Below are 18,144 nucleotides of genomic sequence, written 5' to 3'. Positions count from 1 at the left end.
TGTGCGCCGCGTGCAAGGCCCGAGTCGCAACGAGGCCTGATCGTCGTCGAGAACCTCAGAACGACGCCTGATCGTCGTCGTGGTGCGGTTCGGGCGTCGCGCGCGCCAGCGCCATCCAGATACCGAAGGGCAGTTTCAGTGCCCGCTGCGGCGCGGCGCGCTGCACGTCGAGCGCGCCGTCGTCGCGCGCCAGCATCACGCCGTAGCAGGCCGGCACGTCGTCGGCGTCGCCGATGCCTTCGCGCAGCACGTACCAGCACTGGCCGCCGATCTGCCGGTAGGCCTCGCCCTTGGCCGGCTTGCGCAGATCGGCCAGCAGATCGGCGCGGCGCACCTTGATCTCGTGCACCACCGGTTCGAGGTAATCCTCGACCGTCGTGTGGCGGATCGAATAGACATCCGGCATCGCCATCACCCAGGCCGCCGTTTCCCCTTCGCCGACCAGCGCGCGCAGCGCCAGCCCACGCCACACGATGCGCCCGGCGCGCTGCATCGTGCGCGCGATGCGGCCGACCAGCGCCTCGTGCGCGTCCCGCGCGGCGCGGTTGCGCTCCAGCGTGCGCATCAGCAGTGCGACGCCGGCATCGGTGACGCGCACCGTCTCGCGGCCGTGGCCATCACGCTCGCGCGACAGCAGCCCGGCGGCGATCAGCTCCAGCTCGACCAAGTCCTGGTACGGCCAGCCGGCCGAGCGCCAGAGCTCGCGCAGCCGGCGCTGGTGCACGGCGCCGAGGGCCGGCAGCGCCGGCGGCGATCCACCCGCCCCGTTCACGCCGCGGCGGCCCGGATCCGGAAGGCCGGCACCGGCCGCTGGAAGCCCTTCAGCGTCAGGCTGCCGGCCGGCTCGGCGACGCCCTCGGTCAGGCCGTCGAGCGCCGCCAGCACGCGCTGCGAGACCAGGATCTCGCCGCCGGCGGCCTCGCCGCACAGCCGCGCGGCAAGGTTCGTGACGTTGCCGATCGCGCCGTAGTCGATGCGGCCCTCGAAGCCGATGCCGCCGATCGTCGCGAACCCCTGCGCGATGCCGATGCCCATGCGCAGCGCGTAGCCGCGGCGCTGCCAGCCGTCGCACAGCCGGGTCATCGCCTGCTGCATTTCCAGCGCCATCCGCACCGCGCGCGGCGCCGGGTCGGGGATCGGTTGCGGGTCGTTGAAGAAGATCATCATGCCGTCGCCGGAGAAGCGCTCCAGCGTGCCCTCGTGGGCCTGGATCAGCGCGCCCATCGCGGCATGGTATTCGCGCAGCACGCCCATCACCTCCTCGGGGTCGGCGGTCTCGGTGAAGGCGGTGAAGCCGCGCAGGTCGAGGAACACGACGGTGATCTCGCGCCGGTGGGTCTGCAGCGGATCGGCCGCGCCGCCGGCGAGGATGGCCTCGGCCAGCGCCGGCGAGAAGAAGCGCTTCAGGCGCCCCACGCGTTCGAGCTGCGCTGCGCCGTCGGCCACCCGCTGCTCCAGCGTGCGGTTCCACTGCTGCAGCTCGGCCTTCTGGCGCTCGACCTCGTCGTACAGCGCCTTGATGCGCAGCAGCGAGCGCACGCGCGCCAGCAGCTCGGCCTGCTGCACCGGCTTGCTGATGAAGTCGTCGGCACCGGCATCGAGCCCCTGCACGCGCTCGGCGCCCGCATCCAGCGCGGTCACCAGCACCACCGGCAGCATCGCCCACGCGGCTTCGGCGCGGATGCGCCGGCACACCTCGTAGCCGCTCAAGCCCGGCATCATCACGTCCAGCAGCACCAGGTCGGGCAGCCCAGCGTGCAGCGCGGTGAGCGCCGCCTCGCCCGACAAGGCCGTCGTCGTGCGGTAGCCCTTGACCGCCAGCACGTCGGCCAGCAGCTTGGCGTTCTTCGCGATGTCGTCGACGACCAGGATGTGTTTCACGGCGGTCCCTTCCCTCTGCCGTGCTGCAGGAAGTGGTTCACCGTCGCCAGGAAGGGCTTCAGCGAGATCGGCTTGGCGACGAAGGCGTCGAAGCCCGACTGCGTGATGCGGTGCTGCTCCTCGGGCATCACCGACGCCGAGATCGCCAGCACCGGCATCGCGTCGAGCGCCGGCTCCTCGCGCAGGCAGCGCAGCACGGTGATGCCGTCGATGTCGGGCAGCTGGATGTCCAGCAGCACCAGGTCGGGCCGCTCGTTCAGCGCAAGGTCGCGGCCTTCGCCGCCGGTGACGGCGGCCAGCACCTCGTGGCCCTGGTGCGCCAGCACGTCGCGCAGCAGCTTCAGGTTCTTCTCGTTGTCCTCGACGATCAGGATGCGGCTCATGTTGCCCCCTTGGCGCTGCGCGCCGTCCCCCGTGGACCCGAAGGGGCCGCTTCGCGTCCCTTGGGGAATTCGCCCTTCGGGCGGCCGTGCGGTCTCATGAAATGGTCTCCGTGTCCTGCAGCGGCAGCGTGAAGCGGAAGGTCGATCCGGCGCCGGGCACGCTGTCGAGCCCGATGGTGCCGCCGTGCAGCTCGATGAAGCGCCGCGCCAGCGCCAGCCCGAGGCCGCTGCCCTCGGCCTTGCGCAGGTAGTTGCCGCTGGCCTGGCGGAATTCCTCGAACACCTTGGCGTGGTCCTGCGCCGCGATGCCGACGCCGGTGTCGGCGACCTCGATCTCGGCCACGTCGCCCGCGCGGCGCGCGCGCAAGGTCACGGTGCCGCCGGCGGGCGTGAACTTGACGGCGTTCGACAGCAGGTTGACGACCACCTGCTTGACCTTGCGCGCGTCGGCCACCCACTCCTGCAGGCCGTCGCCCACTTCGAGCGTCAGCGCCAGCCCCTGCCGCGTCGCGCGCTCGCGCACCAGCGTCAGCGAATGCTCCAGCAGCAGCCCGAGGTCGAAGCGCGACAGGTCCAGCTCCATGCGCCCGGCCTCGATCTTCGACAGGTCGAGCACGTCGTTGATCAGCGCCAGCAGGTGCTGGCCCGACGAGTGGATGTCCTGCAGGTACTCGGCCTGCTTGTCGTTGAGCTCGCCGAACAGGCGCTCCAGCAGCACCTCGGAGAAGCCGATCACCGCGTTCAGCGGCGTGCGCAGCTCGTGGCTCATGTTGGCGAGGAATTCGCTCTTGTGGCGATTCGCGACCTCGAGCTGGCGGCTCTTGTCCTCGATCTCGTGGAACATGCGCACGTTCTCCAGCGCAATCACCGCCTGGTCGGCGAAGGTCTTCAGCAGCGCCGCCTCGCGTGCGTCGACCGGGCCGGGCTCGTTCCACGCGACGATCAGCGCGCCGACCGGCGCACCGTCCTTCAGCAGCGGCGCACCGAGCATGCGGCGCCAGCCGCCGGCACGGCCCCAGTGGTTGTACTCGGGATCTGCGGTCGCGATGTCCTCGACGACCTGCACCTCGCCACTGAGGATCACGCGCCCGCTGACCAGGTGCGGGTTCGGCGCGGCCGGCTCGTGGTTGATCACCGGCTGGCCGGTCGCCGACCAGTTGCGCTCGGCCACCAGGTGCAGCAGCTCACCGTCGTAGCGGAACACGACCACCGTCGGGCAGCCGAACAGCCGCATCGCGCGGTCCATCAGCACGTCGAACACCGGCTCGGCGCGCCCGGGCGATTCGCTCATCACGCTCAGAACGTCGCTGATCGCGGTCTGCCGGTCGAGCGCGTCGCGGATCTCGCGGAACAGCCGCACGTTCTCGATCGCGATCACCGCCTGGTCGGCGAAGGTCTTCATCAGCTCGATCTGGTCCGGCGCAAAGGCCTGGCCGCCGGCGGAGTTGCTGAGCGCGATGACGCCGATCGGCTCGCCTTCGCGCAGCAGCGGCACCGCCAGCACGTTGCGGAAGCGGCCGAGGTCGGCCAGGTCCTGGCGCAGGTATTCCGGATCACTGCCGACGTCCTGCACGCAGACCACCGCACGCTGCAGCAGGGCGCGGCCCGCCGCGCTGTCGCGCGAGGCGCGGATCGGCCGCTGCCGCATCGCCTCGAGGTAGCGCTCGTTGGCGTCGCGGTCCTGCCAGAAACGCCAGGCCGACGGCCGGTAATCGCCGTTGGCGTCGGGCCGGAACAGCACGGCCCCTTCGGCGTCGCACAGCCGCGTCGCGCTTTCCAGCAGCGTCGCCAGCACCGCGTCGAGGTCGAAGCTCGTGCGGCTGATCAGCTTGAGCACCTCGGCGGTCGCCGTCTGCCGCTCCAACGCGTCGCGCGTCTCGAGGAACAGCCGCACGTTCTCGATCGCGATCACCGCCTGGTCGGCGAAGGTCTGCACCAGCTCGACCTGGCGCGGCGGCACTGGGCCGGGCTCGTTCCAGGCGACGACGATCGCGCCGATCGGCGCGCCGTCCTTCAGCAGTGGCGCGCCGAGCAGCCGGCGCCAGCCACCCAGGCGCGACGACGCGCTGTCGAACGCGTCGTCGGCCCAGGCGTCCTCGACCACCACGACGCGGCCGCCGAGGATCACGCGGCCGCTCATCAGCGCCGGATCGGGCGCCATCGGGAAGCGCTGGCGCATGTGCTCGATCACCTGCGGCGTCCAGTTGCGGTGGGCCGCCAGGTGCAGCTGCGTGCCGTCGTAGCGGAACATCGCCGCGGTCGAGCTGCCGAAGAGCCGGATCGCGCGGTCGAGGATCGACTCGAACACCGGCATCGCATCGCCGGGCGATTCGCTGATCACGCGCAGCACGCCGCCGATCGCGGTCTGGTGCTCGAGCGCCTCGCGCAGCTCGGCGGTGCGTGCGTCGACCTGGCGCTCCAGCCCGGCGTAGGACTCGGCGAGCCGCGCGCTCATGCGGTTGAACTGCTCGGCCAGCGCCTGCAGCTCGTCGCCGGTGCGCACGTCGATGCGCTGGTCGAGCTCGCCCGCACCGATGCGCTGCGCGCCGGCGTCGAGCACACGGATCGGCCGCACCATGCTGCGCGCCAGCAGCAGCGCGGCGAGCGCCGACAGCAGCAGGCCGCCCGCCAGCAGCAGCACGGTGCGCACGATGGCCGCGTCCAAGCGGTGATAGACCTCCGAGACCGGCTGTTCGGCGAAGACGCGCCACTGCAGCGAGTCGATCGGCGCCACCGCGGTCAGCACCGACCGGCCGGCGAGGTTGACGGACTGCAGCGCGCCGGCCGCCAGCGGCGTGGCATGAGCCCCCGAGGCCGTTGCCGCCACGTGCGGCAGCGCGGCGAGGCTGGTCTTGCGCAGCACCAGGCCGATGTCCGGGTCGGCGACGAGGAAGCCCTGCGCGTCGACGACGTAGGCCTTGCCCTCGCGGCCGACCTGGATGCGCGAGATCACGTCCCAGATGAACTTCAGGTTCAGCTCGGCCACCGTCACCGGGCCCTTGTCGCTGCCGCGCACCGCCACCGTCATGTACGGCTCGGTCTCCTTGCGGAAATACACCGGCCCGTACCACGGCTGGCCGCGGCGCGGCTCGGTGAAGGCGGCTTCAGCCGAGCGGTCGCGGCCGCCGCCCACCGTCTCCAGCGCCAGCCGCGACACGCTGACCTGCTCGCGCCCGGCGGCGTCGAGCCACGCGGCATCGGTCACCTCGTGCTGCTGGCGCAGCAGCTTGATCAGCTCGAGGCGGCGCAGCTCGTGGTCGTCGGCATCCAGCTGCGGCAGCGCGGCCAGGCTCAGCTGGCGCGTGACCTGGCCGAGGTACTGCTCGATGCGCGCCGCCGCGCCCACCGCCTTCTCGTGTTGCAGCCCGGCCAGCGCGGCGCGCGTCTCCTGGTACGAGAAGTACAGCCCGATCGCGCCCGAGGCCAGCAGCGACAGCGTGACCAGCGTCAGCATCAGCAGCAGGTACTTGCGGAACAGCCGTCCGTGGTAACGCGCCTCATCCGCGGCCAAGGGCGACGCCGGCGCGGTCACCGGCACGCCCGGTTCGGCGTCGACCGGGGGCGTGATCGGCTCGCGCGCGGTCATTCGATCACCTCGCTGGCGCGCGCGACGACCGATGCCGGTACCCGCAGGCCGAGCGCGCGCGCCGTGCGCAGGTTCAGCACCAACTGCAGCACCATCAATTGCTCCACCGGCAGCTCGTCCGGCCTGGCACCGGAGAGGATGCGGTCGACCTGGCGCGCGGCCATGCGCGCGAGCTCCTCGCGGTCCTGCGTGATGTGCAGCAGGAAGCCGGCCGCGGCGTAGCCGTAGGCGGGCAGGCGGTGCGCGATGCAGGCTTGGGCGATGCGCGCCTGGTCACGCGCGTAGCGCGGGAAGTCGAACACGATCGCGGCATCGGTACGCTCCTGCTTCAGCGCCGGCAGGCGTTCGATCAGCGCGTCGGCGCTCGCCGGCTCGGCGAACACCAGCCGCACGCCCATGCGCTCGGCCGTCGCGCGCAGACGCGGTTCGAGGCCGGCGACGCCCGGCAGGCGCCGGTCCGTCGGCGGCACGAAGAAGACGACCTGTCGGACCTGCTGGACCGCTTCGGCCAGCAGCTCGAGCCCTTTGCTCGCCGTTTCGTAGCCGAGGCCCATGCCACCCGTGACGTTGCCGCCCGGCCGCGCCAGGCTTTGCACCAGACCCAGGCCGACCGGATCGGCCGAGCTGAAGAAAACGATCGGAATCGTCGCCGTCGCGCGGGCGGCCGCCACCGCCGCCGGCGAGCCGTTTTCGGCGTAGATCACGTCGACCTGCGCGGCGACCAGTTCCTGCGCCAGCGCCGGCAGCCGATCGGGGCGGTCCACCTCCGCGCGCCGGCGCAGCAGCTCGAAGTCGCGTCCCTCGGCACGGCCCAGCCGCCGCAGCTCGGCGATGAATGCAGGCCACGCGCGATCGACGTTGCCCTCGTCCACGCCGAGCGCGCCCAGGCGCGGCAGCCGGGGCGAGGCGCCGGGCGGCAAGGCCGCGCCGCGCACCGCTCGGGCGACCGGATGCAGCGCCAGCGCCGCCAGCAGCACCGCCCGGCGTGCCCGCCGCAGCGGGTGCGCAGCGCCCGTCCTCACCGCAGCACCTCGTCGGCACGCGCCAGCAGCCCAGGCGGCACGGTCAGCTCGAGCAGGCACGGGGCCAGCAGCAGCGCACGCCGCCTCATTCGACCACCCTGTCGGCTTGCAGCAGCAGCGGCCGCGGCAGCGTCACGCCGATCGCCCGTGCCGTCGCGACGTTGAGCGCCAGTTCGTAACGTGTCGGCAGCTCGACGGGCAAGGCCGCGGGCGGCGTACCGCGCAGCACCCGGTCGACGTAGTCGACGGCACGCCGCGCGGAGTCCCCGAGGTGCGGACCGTAGCCCAGCAACCAGCCGGTGTCGACGAAGTGCAGGCCGTCGGTGGCCGTCGGCAGGCGGTGGCGGCGGGCGAACTGCGCGAAGCGGCCGCTGGTGCGATTGATGAACGCCGCCGGTCCGCCGGCCACCGCCTGAACGCGGGTGTTGAGGATCGCGGCGCACATCGCGTCGACATCCTCTTCGCGGCGCCCGACGACCATCGTCGGCTCGAAGCCGAGGCGGGCCACCGCGGTCTCGAAGAGGCGAAAGGTGAGCGGCGTGCCGTCGACGGCCTGGCCGAAGGTCGACGATTGCAGCAGCGCGACCCGCACCAGCGACGGCTCGATCTGCTTGAGCAGTTGCAGCGGCTTCGCGAACTGCACCTCGCCGGCCGCGTTCCAGGCCACGCCGGTCACGTTGCCGCCCGGGTGCGCGAACGACGCGACCAGGCCGGACTCGATCGGCAGCGGCACGGCCCAGAAGACGATCGGCGTGGTCTTCGTGGCTCGGGCGGCGGCGATGGCTGCTTCGTGCCCGATGGCCAGGATCAGCTCGACGCCGCGGCGCACCAGCGCCTTGGCCAGCGCGGGCAGCTCTTCTTCGCTGCCGCGCGCCTGTTCGATGTCGAGGTTGCCGCCTTCGATCCAGCCGAGCTCGCGCAAGCGTTGCGCGATCGTGCTGCCGCGCCAGCGTTCGGCAACGAACGGCAGCGGGCTCAACAAGCCGAGCAGGCGGCGCTCATGACGCTGCGCGCGCGCCGCCGCCGGCAGCAGCAGCCCACCGGCCGCGGCGGCGAGCAGTCGACGCCGGGTCCGCACGCACCGGGAGCATGCCTGCGGCGTCATTCCAGCACCTCGTCGGCCGCCAGCAGCAGCGTGCGTGGCACGGTGAGGCCCAGTGCGCGCGCCGCCTTCAGGTTCACGACCAGGTGGAACTTGCTCGCGCGCTCGAAGGGCATCTCGGCGGGGTCGGCGCCCTTGAGCAACTGGTCGGCCATGACCCCCGCGCGTCGGAACATGTCGGGGAAGTCGGACTGGTACGACGCCAGGCCGCCGCCGTGCAGGTAGTCGCGGCCGCCCCATACCGACGGCAGCCTGTACTGCGTGCAGAGCTCGGCGATGCGCGCGCGATGCACGTAGATCAACGAGTCGGCGAGCACCACCACGGCCTCGGCACGGGCCAGCTTCAGCCGTTCGAAGGCGGCGACGAACTGCTCCGGCGCCTCGGCCAGCACCAGCGTGATCTGCAGCCCCAGCGTCCGGCCCAGCTCCTCCAGGCGCAGCGCGAACTCGCCCGCATCGATGGACTGCGGATTGCTGAACATGCCCACGCGGCGAACCTTCGGCAGCAGCTCGCGCACCAGCTCGAGCCGCTTGATCACCATCTCGATGCCCCAGCTGCTGATGCCGGTGATGTTGCCGCCCGGCCGCGCCAGGCTGCGTGCAAAGCCGAGCACCACCGGGTTATCGACCGCGACCGCCAGGATCGGCACGCTGCTGGTCGCCTGCTGGGCGACCCGGGTCGCCCGCGGCGCCAGCGTCACCAGCAGGTCGACCTTCCACTGCAGCAGCTCGTCGATCTGCGCCGGCAGCAGTTCGTAGCGGCCCCCGTGGTAGCGGAACTCGATCACATGGTCCTGGCCCTCGATGCGGCCGCGGGCACGCAGGCCGTCGCGGAAAGGCTGGATGATGTTTTGCTGCATGCTCTCATCCGGCGAGGAGGAACCGACGAAACCGATGCGCTGCGGGCGTGCCTGCGCCAGCGCACGCGGCGCAAACAGCGCGGCTCCCATCGCGCCCAGCGCGCGGCGTCTCGCCGAGACACGTGGATCCGACATCGGCCCTACCCCATCAGAGGTTCGGCCGCGGCACGCGCTGCGGCCTTGGTGCATTGAACCACCGTTGCCACGGCGGCGGCGCACCGGGGCGCTGGTCGTTTTGCACTGCGGTGGAGTGCGCTCCGTCACTGCGGCACGGTGATGCGCGAGGCTGGGCGCCGGGCATCCGCACGCCTAGTCTCGACGCATGACCAAACCAGGAGATCAAGACATGTCCAGCGCCGAACTTGCTGCGCCGCCAGCCGGGCTGGCCGATGCGCCGGCCGACGACGTGCCCGCACTGCTGCGCGCGCTGCTGCGCCACGTCGTCTACGCCGGCGCGGTGCTGCTGCTGCTCGCCGGGGCCGGCGCACTGCTGGCGCGCTGAAGCGCAGCGCCGTGCCGCGACCCGCGCGTCAGACGCGAATGCTGGCGCGCTGAAGCGCAGCGCCGTGCCGCGACCCGCGCGTCAGACGCGAACCGACGGCTCGACGCACGTCGCCATCGTGGCCGCCAGCGCGTCGAGGAAGACGCGCGTGCGCGCAGGCATCAGCCGCCGCCCCGGGAACACCGCCCAGCAGTTGGTGGCCGGCAGGCACCACTCGGGGAGCACCCGGCGCAGGCGGCCCTCGCGCAGCCGGGAGGCGGCATAGAAGTGCGGAACCGCGACGACACCGCTGCCGGCCAGCGCCATGTGCAGCAGCACCTCGGGTGAATTGGCGCTGCTGAGCCGCGCCGGAGCCCCCTCCCAGCGCACGCGGGTCTCGTCGGCACCGCGTTCGAGCTGCCAGCCCTTGGCCTCGCCGCCCCTGCCGAGCAGCAACAGGCCGTGCAGCGCGAGCAGGTCGTCGGGCGTGGCCGGCTCGCCGACCTGGTCCAGGTAACCCGGCGCCGCGTAGAGCCCCATCGCCATTTCGGCCAGGCGCCGGGCCGCGAGCTGGCTGTCGTCCGGCAGCTCGCCCATGCGCACCGCGAGGTCGAAGTTCTCGCCGATCAGGTCGACGCGCCGCGGCGACAGGTCGAGCTCGAGCTGGATCGCCGGATGCTCGCGCACGAAGTCGGCCAGCATCGCGGGCAGCGCGAAGCTCGCGAAATCGCCCGGCATCGACACGCGCAGCCGGCCGCTCGGCTTGGCCTGGCGGTGCTGGGCCAACGCCTGCGCGCTGTCGACCTCAGCGGCCAGGGCGCGCGCATGGTCGAGCACGCCGAAGCCGAAGTCGGTGATCGACAACTTGCGCGTGCTGCGCTGCAAGAGCCGTTCGCCGAGGCGTTTCTCCAGCGCGGCAATGCGCCGCGACACGGTGGATTTGGGCAGCCGCACGCGCTCGGCGGCCCGGCTGAAGCTGCCGGCCTCGGCGACGCGGGCGAACAGCAGCAGGTCGTTGGCATCGAGGTCCATCGGCCAATTGTTCCGCTAGTGCAACCAAGTTATCCAGATTGACCACTATCGTTGCTAGGATATCACCAATACAGTGTGTTCCATCGACTCACCCCCCGACACCACGGAGCCCCTGATGAACATCCTGCAAGTCAATTCCAGCGCTCGTTCCTATGCCAACGGCAGCGGCTCGATCTCCACCCGCCTGGCCGACGAGCTGGTGCGGCAGCTGCGCGAAGCCCAAGCGGACGCCGGCTTCACGCTGCGCGACCTGGCGCACGAGCCGCACCCGGTGCTCGACGAAGCCACGCTCGGCGCGCTGTTCACGCCGGCGGAATCGCGCACGCCGGCGCAGACCGAACGCGTGGCGCTCGACGACGCGCTGATCGCCGAGCTCCAGGCCGCCGATGTCGTCGTGCTCGGCGTGCCGATGTACAACTTCGGCGTCAGCACGCAACTGAAGAACTGGATCGATGCGATCTCGCGCGCCCGGGTCACCTTCCGCTACACCGAGCAGGGTCCGGAAGGCCTGCTCAAAGGCAAGACCGTCTACGCGGTGATGACGCGCGGCGGCGTGCACCGCGGCCGGCCCAGCGATACCGTCGTGCCCTACCTGCAGACGGTGCTCGGCTTCCTCGGCATGACCGACGTGCGCTTCATCTACGCCGAAGGTCTGGGCATGGGCCCGGAAGCCGAGGCGCGCGGCATCGCCGACGCGCAGGCGCAGATCGCGCAGCAGCTGCAACCGGCGGTCGAGACCGCCTGATCAACGACACACAAGGAGCCAAGCGATGAGTGCCACCACCCTCGACACCCCGACCGTCGCCCGCGGCCGCACGGTCGAGCGTCTGGTCACCGGCCAGCCGACCAGCGACGGCGCCGGCGTCAAGCTGACGCGCGTGCTGACGCAGCCGTTGCAGCCGCGCCTCGACCCGTTCCTGATGCTCGATGCCTTCGGCTCGGACGAGGCGGGCGACTACATCGCCGGTTTCCCCGACCATCCGCACCGCGGCTTCGAGACCGTCACCTACATGATCGCCGGCCGCATGCGGCACCGCGACTCGGCCGGCAACGAAGGCCTGCTGACCAACGGCGGCGTGCAGTGGATGACCGCCGGCCGCGGCGTGATCCACAGCGAGCTGCCGGAGCAGGAAGCCGGCCGCATGGAAGGCTTCCAGCTGTGGCTGAACCTCGCAGCGGCCGACAAGATGCAGCCGGCCGGCTACCGCGACATCCCGTCGGCGGAGATCCCGGAGTTCACGCGCAACGGCGTGCAGGTGCGGGTGATCGCCGGCACGAGCTACGGCGTCGCGGGCGCAGTGCAGCGGCCGCGCACCGAGCCGCTGTACCTGGACCTGCATCTCGCGCCGGGTGCGCGCTTCGAGCAGCCGCTCGATCCGGCGCTGAATGCCTTCGTCTACGTCTACCGCGGTGGGCTGACGATCGCCGGTACCGAGGTGCCGATCCAGCGCATGGCGGTGCTGGCGAATCGCGCCGACAGCGACGGGGTCGTACTGCAGGCCGGCAACGAGCCGACCCGCGCGCTGCTGATCGCCGGCCGGCCGCTGAAGGAGCCGATCGCGCAGTACGGACCGTTCGTGATGAACACGCGCGAGCAGCTGATGCAGGCGGTCGAGGACTTTCGCAACGGCACGCTGGCCTGAAGCGGCGGGATGTGCGGGTCAGTCGACGACCTGCACGCCCTTCCAGAACGCGACGCGGCCCTTGATCTGCCGCACCGCGTCGCTCGGCTCGGGGTAGTACCAGACCGCGTCGGGATTCATCTCGCCGTTGACCAGCAGGCTGTAGTAGTGCGCCTGGCCGTTGACGCCACTCGTGCGGTGGTTGCTGAAGGTCGTGTATTCACGCTTCAACGCCGCCTCGGGAAAGTAGTGGTTGCCATCGACGACCACCGTGTCGTCGCTCTCGGCGATGATCACGCCGTTCCAGATCGCTTTCATCGTTCACTTCCCTGCTGATTCGAGCGCGCGATCCTAGCCTCGAAGAAAAAACCCGCCGGCCTTGCGGTCCGGCGGGTGTGAAAGTCCCCGAGGTCACGGGGGACGGGAGGAGTGGGATCGTCGAAGGCGCGGCTCAGTCCAGATCCGGGTCCCCCGGTCGGATCTGATCCCCCTGGGGGACCAGCCCGCAGGGCTGTCGGGGTCGATGATTCAGGCGCGCAGTTCGGCCGTGGCTTGCGCCAGCTCGTGCGCCGATTGGTACTTGCTGCTGGCCAGGCCGTTGAGGCCGAACAGCACGCCCAGCGTGACGAAGGCGGCGAAGCTGAAAGCGACGGCGTGGTGGGTGATCGAGTTCGTCATGGTGGGCTCCATTCGGTGGGTGTTGCGTTGTTCGATGACTGGACTGTAGGCAGTGCCCGCTGTGCGTTCCATCGACTTGCGACGAAGCCGCGCGAGCGTGCGCCGAAGCGTCGCCAGCGCCGACGAACCGTTCTCGAGCCCACTGCTAAGCTGCCGCGCCATGACACTCCCGGCGCTGCACCTCGCGGGCCTGCGCTACCGCTGGCCCGGCGCCCACCAAGACCTGCTGCAGATCGAATCGCTGGACATCGCGCCCGGCGAGCGCGTCTTCCTGCGCGGCCCGAGCGGTTGCGGCAAGAGCACGCTGCTGTCGCTGATGGCCGGCGTGCTGGTCGCCGATGCCGGCGCGCTTGCGCTGCTCGGCCGCGACTGGCGCGCACTGTCGTCGGCGGCGCGCGATGCGCACCGCGCCGACCACCTGGGCTACATCTTCCAGCAGTTCAATCTGCTGCCCTACCTGTCGGTGCTCGACAACGTGCGCCTGCCCTGCCGCTTCTCGCGCCGGCGCGCCGAACGCGCCGGCGCCGGCGCCGCCGAGCGGCTGCTCGAACGCAGCGCGCTGGCGCAAACGCTGTGGCGGCGCCCGGCCGGCGAGCTGTCGGTCGGCCAGCAGCAACGCGTGGCCGCCGCGCGCGCGCTGATCGGCGCGCCGGCGGTGGTCGTCGCCGACGAGCCGACCTCGGCCCTCGACGAGGACCTGCGCGAAGCCTTCATGGTGCTGCTGCTCGAGGCGTGCACCGAAGCCGGCAGCGCGCTGGTCTTCGTCAGCCACGACGCGCGGCTGGCCGCTCGTTTCGACCGTCAGCTCGACCTGCCGGCGCTGAACCGGGCCTTGCTCGCCGCATGAAGCCTTTGCTCAGCCTCGCGGCGCGCAGCGCCTGGAATCGCCGCTTCGCGCTGTCGCTGGTCGTCGTGTCGATCGCGCTGTCGAGCTTCCTGCTGATGGGCATCGAGCGCATCCGCCAGGACGTGCGCGACAACTTCTCGCAGGCCGTCTCCGGCACCGACCTGATCGTCGGCGCGCGCACCGGCCCGGTGCAGCTGCTGCTGTATTCGGTGTTCCGCATCGGCAATGCCACCAACAACATCCGCTGGTCGAGCGCGCAGGCGCTGGCGCAGCACCGCGCGGTGGCCTGGACGGTGCCGCTCTCATTGGGCGATAGCCATCGCGGCTTCGCGGTGCTCGGCACGACCGGCGACTACTTCAGGCACTTCCGCCATGGCGACAAGCAGCCGCTGCGCTTCGCGCACGGCAAACCCTTCGAAGGCCTGTACGACGTCGTGCTCGGCGCCGACGTCGCCGCGCGGCTCGGCTACCGCCTCGGCCAGCCCGTCGTGCTCGCGCACGGCGACGGCGCGCTGCAGGCCAACGACCATGCCGACAAGCCCTTCAGCGTCGTCGGCATCCTGGCACCCACCGGCACCCCGGTCGACCGCACGCTGCACGTCAGCCTGCAGGCGATCGAGGCGCTGCACGTCGACTGGATCGCCGGCGCGCGGCTGCCGGGCGTGGCGGTGTCCGCTGAAGCCGCGGCGCAGCGCGACCTGACACCGCGCAGCATCACCGCGCTGCTGCTCGGGCTGAAGAACCGCGCCGCGGTGTTCTCGCTGCAGCGCGAGGTGGCCGGCTTTCGCGACGAGCCGCTGCTGGCGATCCTGCCCGGCGTTGCGCTCGACGAGCTGTGGGAAGTCGTCGCACTCGGCGAGCGCGGGCTGCAGGCGATGAGCGCGCTGGTCGCGCTGGTCAGCGTGGGCGGTCTGGTCGCGGTGATCCTCGCCGGCTTGAACGAGCGCCGGCGTGAGCTGGCGATCCTGCGCGCGGTCGGCGCCGGGCCGCGCCAGGTGCTGTGGCTGCTGGCGCTCGAAGGCGCGCTGGTGACGCTCGCCGGCGTGGCGCTCGGCGTCGCCGCCTGCTGGCTCGCGGTGGCGGGCGCGGGCGGCTGGGTGCAGGGGCATTTCGGCCTGACGCTGCAGGCCGCGCCGCCGGGGGCGACAGAATGGCGCCTGATCGGCGCGCTGCTCGCCGGCGGCTGGCTCGCGAGCCTGCTGCCGGGCTGGCGCGCCTACCGGCTGTCGCTGGCCGACGGCTTGTCGCCCCGTCTGTAAAGAGTCCCCCGATGTCCCGTTCCTCACTCGTCTCCCGCCGACTGCTGCTGCTCGGCCTGCTTGGCAGCGTCGGCGCGCTGCGCGCACAGCCCGCCAGCAAGCCCGGCGGCTACACCGAGCTGCGCTGGGACGACCTGGTGCCCAAGGGCTGGGACCCGATGGCCGGCATGAAGGACAAGAACCTCGGTGCGCTGACCGACGGCGACCCACGCGCGATGGACATGATGAGCAAGCTGCGCGAGGCCTGGGACAACGCGCCGGCCGAACCGAAACTCGACGGCGCGGCGATCAAGCTGCCCGGCTACCTGGTGCCGCTGGACGAGACCAAGGCCGGCATCACCGAATTTCTGCTGGTGCCGTACTTCGGCGCCTGCATCCACAGCCCACCGCCGCCGGCGAACCAGATCGTGCTGGTGCAGCCGGCCAAGCCGATCACCGGCTTCCAGACGATGGACACGGTGTGGGTCAGCGGCCGCTTGCGCGCCGCGCGCCAGGGCTCGCCGATGGGTACGGCGGCTTATCGGCTCGAAGCCGCGCTGGTCGACCGCTACCAGGCGCCGGCACGCTGAACCACGGGCAGCGCGGCCATGCAAGCCGCGACTTGCCAGGCCAGCGGCAAATCCTGAGACAGCGCCTCGAACCCGCGGTGCTCGATCACCGCGAGCCCGCTCGACAGCTCGTGACTGGAGTCGAACCAGCCGCAACCGGCCAGCGGTTCGTCGCGCGTGTCGAATTCGTGGGTCGCCGTCGCCATGCAATCCTCCTGAAGTTGATCGTTGCCTGCTGCGCATCGTCCGTCCGCACCGGCCGCCGCACCATCGCCCCGGCGGGTGGAAGGCGCCCACCCATCGGGGGGATCCGCGCGCACTGCTAAGCTCTCGCGCCTTTCCGCCATGCGCCGCCGCCTGCTGATCCTGATGTCGCTGCTGGTGCTGCTGATGCAGCCCGCTGCGCTGCTGCATGGCCTGTCGCACCAGCGCTCGGGCGCGCAGGCCGCAGCGGCCGCGCACGGCGACGAAGAGGCGGCGACGATCGAGCTCGCCTGCCTGGAGTGCCTGGCCTTCACGGCGCTCGGCAGCGCCTTGCTGCCCTCGGCGTCGCCGGCCGCAATGCGCGCGCCCTCGGCGCCCGCACCGGCGCTGCCGGTGCTCGCGCACCGCGGCGGCACCGGCGCCGGTTATCACGCCCGCGGACCTCCCCCCTTCCTGGCCTGACCGAACGGCTGCAGCCGTTCCCTCCTCGACGACGCTGCGCGATGGCCTGAGCTGAAGGCCGCCGCGCCGCGCCGTCCGTGCCGACTTGCCAGGACGCTTCGATGTTCCGATCCCCTTTCCGCTTCACCCCGCTCGGCGCGCTGCTCGCGCTGGGCTCCTTCGCCACGCTGGCGCAACAGCCGCCGGCCACCGTCGTCATCACCGGCAACCCGCTCGGCCGCGACGAGTTGATCCAGCCCAGCAACGTGCTCGCCGGCGACGGCCTGGCGCTGCGCCGCGGCGGCACGCTGGGCGCAACGCTCGATGGCCTGCCCGGCGTCGCGCAAAGCGGCTTCGGCCCGCAGAGCGCGCGCCCGGTGATCCGTGGCCTCGACGGCGACCGCGTGCGCCTGCTCGACAACGGCGGCGCATCGGCCGACGCGTCGAACCTGAGCTTCGACCACGCCGTGGCGATCGATCCGCTGGTGATCGAGCGCCTCGAAGTGCTGCGCGGGCCCGCCGCGCTGCTGTATGGCGGCAACGCCACCGGAGGCGTGGTCAACGCCATCGACAACCGCGTGCCGCGGCGGCCGCTGGAGCGCCTGGGCGGCCGCGCCGAAGTGCGCTTCGGCGGCGCGGCCAACGAGCGCGCCGGCGCCGCGGTGATCGAAGGCGGCGCCGGCGGCCTGAACTGGCATGCCGATGTCGCCGCCCGGCGCAGCGAGGACCTGCGCGTGCCGCGCTTCAGGCCGGTGTTCGACGGCGAGCCCGGCGAGCCGACACGGCGCGTCATCAACAGCGCCGGCGACAGCAACGCCGGCGCGGTCGGCGTGAGCTGGGCCGATGCCGACGGCTACGTCGGCGCGGCGGTTGATGGCTACCGCAACTATTACGGCGTCGCCGTCGAGCCCGGCGTGACCATTCGCATGCGGCGCCAGCAGGCGCAGCTCGCCGGCGAGCGCCGCTCGCTCGCCGGCCCGTTCGCGCAGTTCGAGTTCCGCCTCGGCCAGACGCGCTACCGCCACGACGAGGTCGAGGGCAGCGCCGAGGTCGGCACGCGTTTTCACAGCCGCGGCCGCGAGCTGCGGCTGATGGCGCGCCAGGCGGCGGTCGGCCGCTGGCACGGCGTGATCGGGCTGCAGGCCGAGCAGCTGGACTTTTCCGCGCTCGGCGACGAAGCCTTCGTGCCGGACACGCACAGCCGCAGCGCCGGCGTCTTCACGCTGCAGGAGTGGCGCGGCGACGCGCTGACGCTCGCCGCCGGCGCGCGGCTCGAACGCAGCCGCGTGCGCTCCGACGGCGACCCGGCCGGCAGCGAAGCCGCGCAAGCGCGCTTCGGCGCCGCCGCCGAACGCCGTTTCTCGCCGCGCAGCGCGGCGCTGTCGCTGCAGGCGCCGCTGGCCGGCGGCTGGTCAGCCAGCGGATCGCTCGGGCACACCGAACGCGCGCCGGCGTACTACGAGCTGTTCGCCAACGGCGTGCACGTCGCCACCGGCGCGTTCGAGCGCGGCGACCCGAACCTCGCGACCGAGCGCAGCCGACAGGCCGAGCTCGGGCTGGCGTGGAAGCGCGGTCCGCACCGCCTGCAGGCGCAGGCCTGGACCGCGCGCTTCTCGAACTACATCGCGCTCGACGCCACCGGCGCATCGATCGAGGAGACCGGCGAGGACGGCGCGCCGGTGGCCGTGCCTGGATACGCCTTCCGCGGCATCCCGGCGCGGCTGCACGGCATCGAGCTCGAGGGCCACTGGCGCCTGCTCGAGCAACCGTGGCAGCTCGATGCCCACGGCAGCGTCGATCGGGTGCGCGGCAGTGACCGCGCCAGCGGTGCGCCGCTGCCGCGCCTGGCGCCGTGGCGGCTGATGCTCGGGCTGGAGGCGCGGCAGGGCGGCTGGCGGATCGGCGGCCAGGCGCGGCACGCGGCGCGGCAGAGCCGCTTTTCGCCCGGCGACGTCCCGACGCCGTCGTACACGCTGGTCGATCTGTGGGCCAGCTGGTCGATGCGCCTCGGCGCAGGCGACTTGAGCTGGACGCTCAAGCTCGACAACGCCGGCGACCGCCTTGCGTTCAACGCCAGCACCCTGCGCGCGGCCCGCGAAGTCGCGCCCTATGCCGGCCGCGCCGTGTCGGTGGGCCTGCGCTGGACGTTGTAACCAAATCTGGCGGGTGCGCGCCCGCCAGTTCGAGCGATCACTGAA

General features: G+C 71.9%; 19 protein-coding genes. 8 read left to right on the top strand and 11 right to left on the bottom strand.

Going from position 1 to position 18,144, the window contains the following annotated elements; translation table 11 throughout:
* Window positions 1–55: 55 nt before the first annotated feature.
* The 7 genes from HLB44_RS20370 to HLB44_RS20340 all read right to left on the bottom strand — a co-directional run bounded on the left by HLB44_RS20370 (window position 56) and on the right by HLB44_RS20340 (window position 8,834).
* Window positions 56–772: a hypothetical protein gene (locus HLB44_RS20370; protein WP_343051431.1), complete on the bottom strand. Its 717-nt coding sequence runs from the start codon at window positions 770–772 to the stop codon at window positions 56–58.
* Window positions 769–1,881, bottom strand: a complete 1,113-nt coding sequence (locus HLB44_RS20365) for a response regulator (RefSeq protein ID WP_173126076.1) — start codon at window positions 1,879–1,881, stop codon at window positions 769–771. The genes HLB44_RS20370 and HLB44_RS20365 overlap by 4 nt, the downstream gene beginning before the upstream one ends.
* On the bottom strand, window positions 1,878–2,264 hold the full coding sequence (locus tag HLB44_RS20360) for a response regulator (protein ID WP_173126073.1): 387 nt from the start codon (window positions 2,262–2,264) through the stop codon (window positions 1,878–1,880). Before HLB44_RS20360 ends, HLB44_RS20365 begins: the two co-directional genes overlap by 4 nt.
* Before the next feature lie 94 nt (window positions 2,265–2,358).
* Window positions 2,359–5,850, bottom strand: a complete 3,492-nt coding sequence (locus HLB44_RS20355) for a GAF domain-containing protein (protein ID WP_173126070.1) — start codon at window positions 5,848–5,850, stop codon at window positions 2,359–2,361.
* Complete coding sequence (locus HLB44_RS20350; RefSeq protein ID WP_173126067.1) at window positions 5,847–6,872, bottom strand: ABC transporter substrate binding protein; 1,026 nt, start codon at window positions 6,870–6,872, stop codon at window positions 5,847–5,849. The genes HLB44_RS20355 and HLB44_RS20350 overlap by 4 nt, the downstream gene beginning before the upstream one ends.
* An 85-nt stretch (window positions 6,873–6,957) precedes the next feature.
* On the bottom strand, window positions 6,958–7,950 hold the full coding sequence (locus tag HLB44_RS20345) for an ABC transporter substrate binding protein (protein ID WP_173126064.1): 993 nt from the start codon (window positions 7,948–7,950) through the stop codon (window positions 6,958–6,960).
* A gap of 23 nt (window positions 7,951–7,973) precedes the next feature.
* Window positions 7,974–8,834: an ABC transporter substrate-binding protein gene (locus HLB44_RS20340; protein ID WP_173126061.1), complete on the bottom strand. Its 861-nt coding sequence runs from the start codon at window positions 8,832–8,834 to the stop codon at window positions 7,974–7,976.
* Window positions 8,835–9,180: 346 nt separating this feature from the next.
* Here HLB44_RS20340 and HLB44_RS20335 point away from each other — a divergent pair, with 346 nt between their 5' ends.
* Window positions 9,181–9,336, top strand: a complete 156-nt coding sequence (locus tag HLB44_RS20335) for a hypothetical protein (protein WP_173126058.1) — start codon at window positions 9,181–9,183, stop codon at window positions 9,334–9,336.
* Between the two features lie 81 nt (window positions 9,337–9,417).
* Here the strand turns inward: HLB44_RS20335 and HLB44_RS20330 are convergent, their stop codons facing one another.
* Window positions 9,418–10,347, bottom strand: coding sequence for a LysR family transcriptional regulator (locus tag HLB44_RS20330; protein ID WP_173126055.1), 930 nt, complete (start codon window positions 10,345–10,347; stop codon window positions 9,418–9,420).
* A gap of 115 nt (window positions 10,348–10,462) precedes the next feature.
* Here HLB44_RS20330 and HLB44_RS20325 point away from each other — a divergent pair, with 115 nt between their 5' ends.
* On the top strand, window positions 10,463–11,092 hold the full coding sequence (locus HLB44_RS20325; RefSeq protein WP_173126052.1) for an FMN-dependent NADH-azoreductase: 630 nt from the start codon (window positions 10,463–10,465) through the stop codon (window positions 11,090–11,092).
* Between the two features lie 25 nt (window positions 11,093–11,117).
* The gene (locus HLB44_RS20320) at window positions 11,118–11,990 is read left to right on the top strand and encodes a pirin family protein (protein ID WP_173126049.1); all 873 of its coding nucleotides are present in this window, start codon (window positions 11,118–11,120) and stop codon (window positions 11,988–11,990) included.
* Between the two features lie 18 nt (window positions 11,991–12,008).
* Here HLB44_RS20320 and HLB44_RS20315 read toward each other — a convergent pair whose 3' ends face one another.
* Window positions 12,009–12,287 (bottom strand): DUF427 domain-containing protein, encoded by a 279-nt coding sequence (locus HLB44_RS20315; RefSeq protein ID WP_173126046.1) that lies wholly within the window; start codon window positions 12,285–12,287, stop codon window positions 12,009–12,011.
* A 210-nt stretch (window positions 12,288–12,497) separates the two neighbouring features.
* A complete protein-coding gene (locus tag HLB44_RS20310; RefSeq protein WP_173126043.1) occupies window positions 12,498–12,647 on the bottom strand; it encodes a hypothetical protein in 150 nt (49 codons plus the stop codon).
* A gap of 160 nt (window positions 12,648–12,807) precedes the next feature.
* Here HLB44_RS20310 and HLB44_RS20305 point away from each other — a divergent pair, with 160 nt between their 5' ends.
* Genes HLB44_RS20305 through HLB44_RS20295 form a run of 3 tightly spaced genes read left to right on the top strand, consistent with a single transcriptional unit; the run spans window position 12,808 to window position 15,322 of the window.
* Window positions 12,808–13,494, top strand: coding sequence for an ABC transporter ATP-binding protein (locus HLB44_RS20305; protein ID WP_173126040.1), 687 nt, complete (start codon window positions 12,808–12,810; stop codon window positions 13,492–13,494).
* Entirely contained in the window at window positions 13,491–14,753 is a 1,263-nt protein-coding gene (locus HLB44_RS20300; RefSeq protein ID WP_173126037.1) for an ABC transporter permease, read from the top strand. The genes HLB44_RS20305 and HLB44_RS20300 overlap by 4 nt, the downstream gene beginning before the upstream one ends.
* Window positions 14,754–14,764: 11 nt before the next feature.
* Window positions 14,765–15,322: a DUF3299 domain-containing protein gene (locus tag HLB44_RS20295; protein ID WP_173126034.1), complete on the top strand. Its 558-nt coding sequence runs from the start codon at window positions 14,765–14,767 to the stop codon at window positions 15,320–15,322.
* On the opposite strand, the gene HLB44_RS20290 is transcribed toward HLB44_RS20295, so the two are convergent.
* On the bottom strand, window positions 15,301–15,507 hold the full coding sequence (locus HLB44_RS20290; protein ID WP_173126031.1) for a hypothetical protein: 207 nt from the start codon (window positions 15,505–15,507) through the stop codon (window positions 15,301–15,303). The genes HLB44_RS20295 and HLB44_RS20290 overlap by 22 nt on opposite strands.
* A gap of 139 nt (window positions 15,508–15,646) precedes the next feature.
* On the opposite strand from HLB44_RS20290, the gene HLB44_RS20285 reads away from it, so the two are divergent.
* Window positions 15,647–15,967, top strand: coding sequence for a hypothetical protein (locus HLB44_RS20285; protein ID WP_173126028.1), 321 nt, complete (start codon window positions 15,647–15,649; stop codon window positions 15,965–15,967).
* Between the two features lie 101 nt (window positions 15,968–16,068).
* Window positions 16,069–18,099, top strand: a complete 2,031-nt coding sequence (locus HLB44_RS20280; protein ID WP_173126025.1) for a TonB-dependent receptor — start codon at window positions 16,069–16,071, stop codon at window positions 18,097–18,099.
* The last annotated feature ends 45 nt before the right edge of the window (window positions 18,100–18,144 follow it).

The sequence above is a fragment of the Pseudaquabacterium terrae genome (genome assembly GCF_013266755.1).
GTDB lineage: Bacteria > Pseudomonadota > Gammaproteobacteria > Burkholderiales > Burkholderiaceae_C > Pseudaquabacterium > Pseudaquabacterium terrae.
The sequence above is the reverse complement of the archived record's forward strand: the minus strand, read 5'-3'. Positions and strand labels throughout refer to the sequence as shown.